General features: G+C 53.2%; 1 protein-coding gene. It reads left to right on the forward strand.

Annotation, left to right across the window (positions count from 1 at the left end; genetic code table 11):
* Positions 1 to 117 precede the first annotated feature (117 nt).
* On the forward strand, positions 118 to 474 hold a 357-nt coding region (locus ACTHUT_RS21835), incomplete at its 3' end, for a twin-arginine translocation signal domain-containing protein (protein ID WP_440419913.1).

A 474-nucleotide genomic window follows, 5' to 3' on the forward strand; every position in this document is an offset into this window, starting at 1 on the left:
CCCAGTGTCGTGTATGCACCGGGCAGGACATATTGGTTGAGTTTGCACGCGGCTTTTTAAAATCAGGCCGTCTGAAAGAATGCCTACACTGGCTTATTAAGAATTAGGAGATAAAAAATGGATAGGAAAAGACGCGATTTCTTAAAAATGACCGCCGCACTGGCAGCCGCAGGCGTTTCGCCTTCATTGTTGGCAGCCGGTAAAGAACAATTTACCGGGTACGGCGCACCGGCGATGCCCAGCGTTACCATCGCCGTAGCGGCGTTGCAAGGCAAGCTGGCGAAGCAGGCAGATGTATCGCTAAAAATTTGGCGTTCGCCCGACCAACTGCGCGCGGGCGTAGTAAGCGGACAAGTTAAAGTTATGATGAGCCCGAGCAATGTCGGCGTAAACCTGCGCAACCAAGGGCAGAAAGGCGGCATGGTGAATATTTTGACCAACGGCATCACGCAGCGGAGGGGCAAAGGCAGTGTG

It is taken from the genome of Neisseria sp. P0022.S010, assembly GCF_051956635.1.